The organism is Eubacterium sp. MSJ-13 (genome assembly GCF_018918235.1).
In the GTDB taxonomy this organism is placed as follows: domain Bacteria; phylum Bacillota; class Clostridia; order Lachnospirales; family Lachnospiraceae; genus Butyribacter.
Genome location: NZ_JAHLQE010000109.1, coordinates 1 through 5,808, shown reverse-complemented (window position 1 = coordinate 5,808; position 5,808 = coordinate 1). Strand labels below are relative to the sequence as shown.

5 protein-coding genes are annotated in these 5,808 nt (G+C 38.0%); all 5 read right to left on the bottom strand.

Annotated features, from left to right (window positions below; genetic code table 11):
• Positions 1 to 84: 84 nt before the first annotated feature.
• Positions 85 to 1,449 (bottom strand): S8 family peptidase, encoded by a 1,365-nt coding sequence (locus KQI69_RS07120; protein WP_216564653.1) that lies wholly within the window; start codon positions 1,447 to 1,449, stop codon positions 85 to 87.
• Positions 1,418 to 2,179: a recombinase family protein gene (locus KQI69_RS07115; RefSeq protein ID WP_216564652.1), complete on the bottom strand. Its 762-nt coding sequence runs from the start codon at positions 2,177 to 2,179 to the stop codon at positions 1,418 to 1,420. Before KQI69_RS07115 ends, KQI69_RS07120 begins: the two co-directional genes overlap by 32 nt.
• A gap of 11 nt (positions 2,180 to 2,190) precedes the next feature.
• Entirely contained in the window at positions 2,191 to 3,567 is a 1,377-nt protein-coding gene (locus KQI69_RS10680; protein WP_216564651.1) for a recombinase family protein, read from the bottom strand.
• 9 nt (positions 3,568 to 3,576) lie between these two features.
• The gene (locus KQI69_RS07105) at positions 3,577 to 4,764 is read right to left on the bottom strand and encodes a recombinase family protein (RefSeq protein WP_216564650.1); all 1,188 of its coding nucleotides are present in this window, start codon (positions 4,762 to 4,764) and stop codon (positions 3,577 to 3,579) included.
• Positions 4,765 to 4,825: 61 nt separating this feature from the next.
• Positions 4,826 to 5,599 carry a hypothetical protein gene (locus tag KQI69_RS07100; RefSeq protein WP_216564649.1) on the bottom strand — a complete coding sequence of 258 codons (774 nt, stop codon included), beginning with the start codon at positions 5,597 to 5,599 and terminating at the stop codon, positions 4,826 to 4,828.
• Between the last annotated feature and the right edge of the window lie 209 nt (positions 5,600 to 5,808).

Here is a 5,808-nt window from a genome sequence, read left to right as displayed (position 1 = left end):
TTTTTTTTGATGAACAATAAAAATTCACATTTTGTTTATGTTTTTGTGCATTTCTAAAAATACTCATTCCAGATAATACTAATACTAGATAAGACCCCATCCCTGTCTTATCCCCGGCATCTGTTCTCCCTCTATCCCCGCTGCATATTTTGTCATGTATGCTATAAGTTTTTCTCCATACATATTTTCGTCATTTTCCATTACGATTCCCCACTCCATTATGCGTGCCGCATATCCCGAAACTTTTGGTGCTGCAAAAGATGTTCCCGTCTTTTTCACATACCCGCCGCCATATCCTGCCGCATCAACATCCACACCATACGCAGCTATAAGCGGAACAAGTCTCCCGTCTGCCGTGTAACCTCTGCCTGAAAATGCAGCCATACTGCCTGACAGCTCATTAAATGCCCCGACAGAAAGCACTTTTCTTGCTGTAGCAGGTATCGTCACTGTCGTATCAGGTGAAGGTCTTAAAAATCCGGTTGACAGCCCCACTGCCTCCAATGTCGGAAGCCACATATCGACCACACCGCATTTGATACTGCCGGTTATCAAAAACTCTATGCTCCATATTCCCGATACTATATAATCTGCCCCCACATTAGGGCGTATCTGTACTTCCATAAGCTGTTTTGCATTGTACGGCGTCGGCATGACCATCACATTATCAATATTCTCACGACTTGAACTTACAGTCACACTGTCTGTGATATTTATTCTCTTTCCCGACGGAGTATTTAAAAATGTCTCAAATTCATCCTGAAAATACTTCCATATAAATACTCTTATATTTCTCTCATTTTCCCCTATCGCAAACTCTGTCCGTTCGCTGTCCTCTGACACCTGAGTTCTGACATGATGCCTTGAATCCCCTTCATTTCCTGCTGCCACTACAACTATATTTTTCCATATCCCGTTTATATCCGTTATATAATTCTCAAACAGCGTGTTTCCGTCATGTGCCCCCTCGTTTGTGCCAAAACTCAAATTTATGACTACCGGCATTTTTAACTCTATCGCTTTTCTAAGCACATAGTCTATCCCTTCCATTATATCTATCGTTCTCGTGTACCCTCCGCTGCCTGCACTGCTTCTTTTTAATGCAACTACTATAAGTCCGCTCTCATACGCAATACCTCTAACCGAAACCCTCTGTCCTTCTGGCAGACTTCCCGCTGCTATAGATGCAACCGCTGTCCCATGTCCTCCAAGACCGTCACTTGCAGGAACTATCATCTCAGCAAACCTTCTGTTTCCCGTGTCTATCGCATTATTTATATCACCGCTGTCATACTGTGCACCGTATCCGTAACCTGACGGCTCTCTGCCCTGTGCCATCTCACCTTCGATATTCTGGTTCCATAGATACAGTAATCTTGTTTTTCCATCATAATCCCTGAAAGCCGAATGAAAATAGTCAATCCCCCCTTGTGTTAAGTTCTTTTTCAAGCAATATCTTTCTAACTGAACTTTCACACCATTTTTTTGCATCTGTATCAACAATCCTGCCACTTTTTAAATATTCTGCCGGCGGATTTATCTTCATATCATAAAGAATATTTATTATATCTCTGACGCTTTTTTTCTCATTCCTAAGCTTTCTTATAAAACAGACTATCTCATAAGATTTCTCTTCCGTTTCCAATGTTCTTACACCATCTTGATATACAATCTTAAATCCATATGGCGGTTTACTTCCAAGATAGTTTCCCTCCATTCTCTTTATCTCTTTTGCAAATCTCACCTTTATTGATATATCCGAAGCGTAAAGCTCATTCACCAGATTTTTTAAGTTTATGGAAAATTCCTTTCTTCCATAAGTATCGTAAAATGAATCATATCCATCAGTTACTGAAATAAAACGAACATTTAAAAGTGGAAATGTCTTTTGAAGATATTCCCCGACGTCAATGTGGTTTCTTCCAAAGCGCGACAAGTCCTTTACTACTACGCAGTTTATCTTTCCCTCTTTTATATCCATATACATTCTTTTAAATCCTGGTCTGTCAAAGTTCATTCCGCTTTTTCCGTAGTCACAGTAACACTCTTTAAATACGATATCACTATGTTTTTCAATAAAATCCCTGCATATCATTATCTGATTTTTTATCGACTGTGCTTTTTTTTCATTTACCTTTACCGAAAGTCTTGTATATATTGCTGCATGATAGATTTTCAAAATAACCTCCATTATTTTTTATTGACTTTCTCATATAATCTGCTGTCTATTATAGCAAGTTCCTTTTTTTCACAGACTATCCATTTATCCTTTTCATTTTTTACTGTTTTCTTTAATTTATAATTTATCTTACTGTTTTTCCCCTGTGCCATGCTTCCTGCATATATTTCGTTTTCAAGTATTCTCTTAACAGTCTGTGCAAACCATTTCTTTTTTATATATGCACCATTTTCCGTTTTTTTCTCAAACGGTGTTTTATATTTTTCCCCAGAAATTTTTCTCTGTTCAAACGGTGTCGGTATTTCTCTATCATTCAGATATGCTGCAATACCATTCAGTGAAAAGCCGTTATTCCTCATTTCAAACACTTTCCTTATAATATCTGTCACATCACTGTCAGGTATCAGTTTATTTTTATCAGCCGGTGATTTTTTATACCCATACGGTGCAAATGCCCCCACATATCTTCCTTTTTTCATGTTTATCCTAAGCTGTGCTCTGACTTTTACTGATATATCACTTGAATACTCATCATTTATTATGCTTTTCATATGAAGATACATCTGTGTCTTAAAAAAATCGGTGTCATATGCTGAATCGTAATCATCCGCAATAGAAATAAACCTTACTCTCCTGCTTTTTAAATAATATTTAAGAAATCTCCCTACCTCTATATAATCTCTGCCGATTCTCGACATATCTTTGACTATGATACAGTTTATATTCCTGTTTTCTATATCGCATATCATCCGCCTAAACTCCGGTCTGTCAAAATCCTGACCGCTGTAACCATCATCAATATAAGTGCCGCATAAAATGATCCCTCCCATATACTCTTTTTCTGACATCATATGTGACTTATTAAACCTTAATATATAATCATTTATAAGTTTTTTCTGATTGAGTACACTGTCACTGTAATCTTCAAAAAACTTTTTATCTCTTCTGCTAAGTCTTATATATGCCGCCGCCCTGTATATGTCATTCTTAATGTCTCTGCCACCAGATATCTTATCTGTCTTAACTTTAACACAATCCCCCGAATCTATAATTCCCATAATCACGCCTTTTCCGCTTAATCCCCCCTCTGCTGCCCCACTCTGCATGATTTTTATTCTTTCATCTATATCACGGTCATCATCCATGCTTTCTTTCACATATAAGCTGCCATGACTTTTTTCTGAAAAATCCAGCTTTCCTCTATCAGTAGGATAAACCCTTCTTGGCTCTTCTATATATATTACCTCAGGCACATCTCTTAATCTGTCAAGTAAACCTGCATCAATATCTACTATGGCGTACTGTGCGAGAAGTTCTGCTACCTTCACACTATCATCGATTGCTCTTACCCCGTCAAGACTTCCATAATATTTAACAATAACCTTCACCACTGCCTCCTACTGCCTTTTACAACGCCAAAATATAACGACATTTTCTTTTTCACCGACAAATATCCTCTTTACAAATATATTCAGAAACATTTCTTTTTCCACATCTGTTTTTACATTATCGCGGATTTTTTTTATGTGTTGTGAGATATCCTTATTATTTACTTTTGTATTCTGTTCGCTTTCCTGCATAAGAAAAAGTTTTATAAGCCTGTCAAAAAAAAGCTGATATAACCTTTCGGTTTCTATCAGCTTTTTTTCCTTTCCTGTGCAATTCCTGCAGCACAGCCATCCTTTTTTTGCCCTGTCCATGACAAGTGCCTTTTTACATGACATGCATTTTGTAATCCCGTGAAAGATATGTCTTGAACTGTTCCTTCTGTGGCTGGTGCCATAATATTTCTTTATGTCCTCTGGGAGCATTGTCTTATCTATTATGGCAGTATCAGCATTTATATCCTCCGATATCCGCCACTCATCCGGATATTGTTTTACCCGCTTTTTCAATGGAAGAAACTCATTTTCATATCTGTGCCATACATGATATCCAAGATACGACGGTTCATGAAGTATTCTCCACACCATAGAAACTGTCATGTCAAATGTCTGTGCAATATTTTTATATGTACTACCTTCATACCTCATTTCATATATTTTTCTTATGATATCTGCTTTTTTTTCATCTACCGTTATCTTTCCGTCATTCAGCTTACAGCCATACGGCAGTTTTGCCACCGCATACTCTCCTGACACTTTTTTTGCCTCCAGTGAACTTTTTACTTTTCTTGAAATGTCACTGCAATAATACTCGTTAAACAGTGTCTTAAACGGATGTATGATTCCTGAATATTCACCCTCATCACTGTCGTAACTGTCTAAGATAGCTATAAACCTTACCTGCCTTAACGGAAAATATTTTTCCCTAAGTTCTGATATAAGGAGATGATCCCTGCTGAGTCTTGAAAAATCTTTCACGACGACGGTATCCGCTTTTCCAAGTTCTACCAATGCAAGCATCTTCATAAATGATGGTCTTTTTCTGTCTGTTCCACTAAAACCGTCATCTATAAATTCACATACTTCCTCTCTATCACCTCCTAGTTCATTCTCTGAAACATAACTCCTCAAAAGAAGCATCTGATTTTCTATGGTATTGCTTACCTTTCCTCCTCTCTTATCTTTTTTTGATATCCTCATATATAGGGCTATCACCTTCTTTTCCCTCCGGAATATGTTTCCTTATAATATATTATGCGTTTTATTTTGTATTATTCGTATTATCTGATTCCTCTGAAGAAGTATTCTGATTCTGGCTGTCATCTGATTTACCTGACTGTCTGCCCTTTCCTCCTCTTCCTGAATCTTCCCTGATAAGTACTTTGGTAACATTGTCACCGTCAAATGCAAGCCCTATTATGCTTCCCTTTTTTATATCCGATACCGAGGCATCCGTTTTTGTCTGATCCATTCCCGATTTTTGAACAGTAACATCATCACTTAATGTCACAGTTGCTGTTTCACCCGTACTCTTAAATCCCGGTATTCCACCATTTTTTCCATCAGGTGCACCACTTCCCTGTGGCATCTGTGGTTTTTCACCGTTCTTTGCATCAGGTGCTGTGCTTCCCTGTGGCATCTGTGGTTTTTCACCGTTCTTTGCATCAGGTGCTCCACTTCCCTGCGGCATCTGCGGCTTTTCACCATCTTTTGCGTCAGGTGCCCCGCTTCCCTGTGGCATTTGTGGCATATTTTCATCTTTTGACAAAACCTCATAAGTCACTTTTCCATCGTTACTTACACTTGTAACTTTACCATATACTGTATATTCACTTTCTTCTGCGTTTGTACCATTTTCTGAATCTTTTGAACTGTCTGAATCCGTGTTTGAAGATGACGCATCATCCGATGATGAAACATCACTTGATGAAGCAGTGTTAGAACTGCTATCTGAACTGCTGTTTCCAGCACATCCCGTAATCATTGATGCAGTAAGCACAAGTCCCATCACCATAGCTAAAAATCTTTTTCTCATATAGAATCCCTGCCTTTCTGTGTTTACTTTATGCAGTTATATTACAAAAAGATTTTTAACAAAAAGTGATGAATCTGTGTTTATTCTGTGTTTTAACACTATCAAGTAAGTCCCCCACTTCTATTGAGTAGACCAATAAGTGGGGGACTTACTTGTATCAGGAGGGGTACAAGCCCCTTCTGATATGTATGCTGCTATAGCAGCTAATA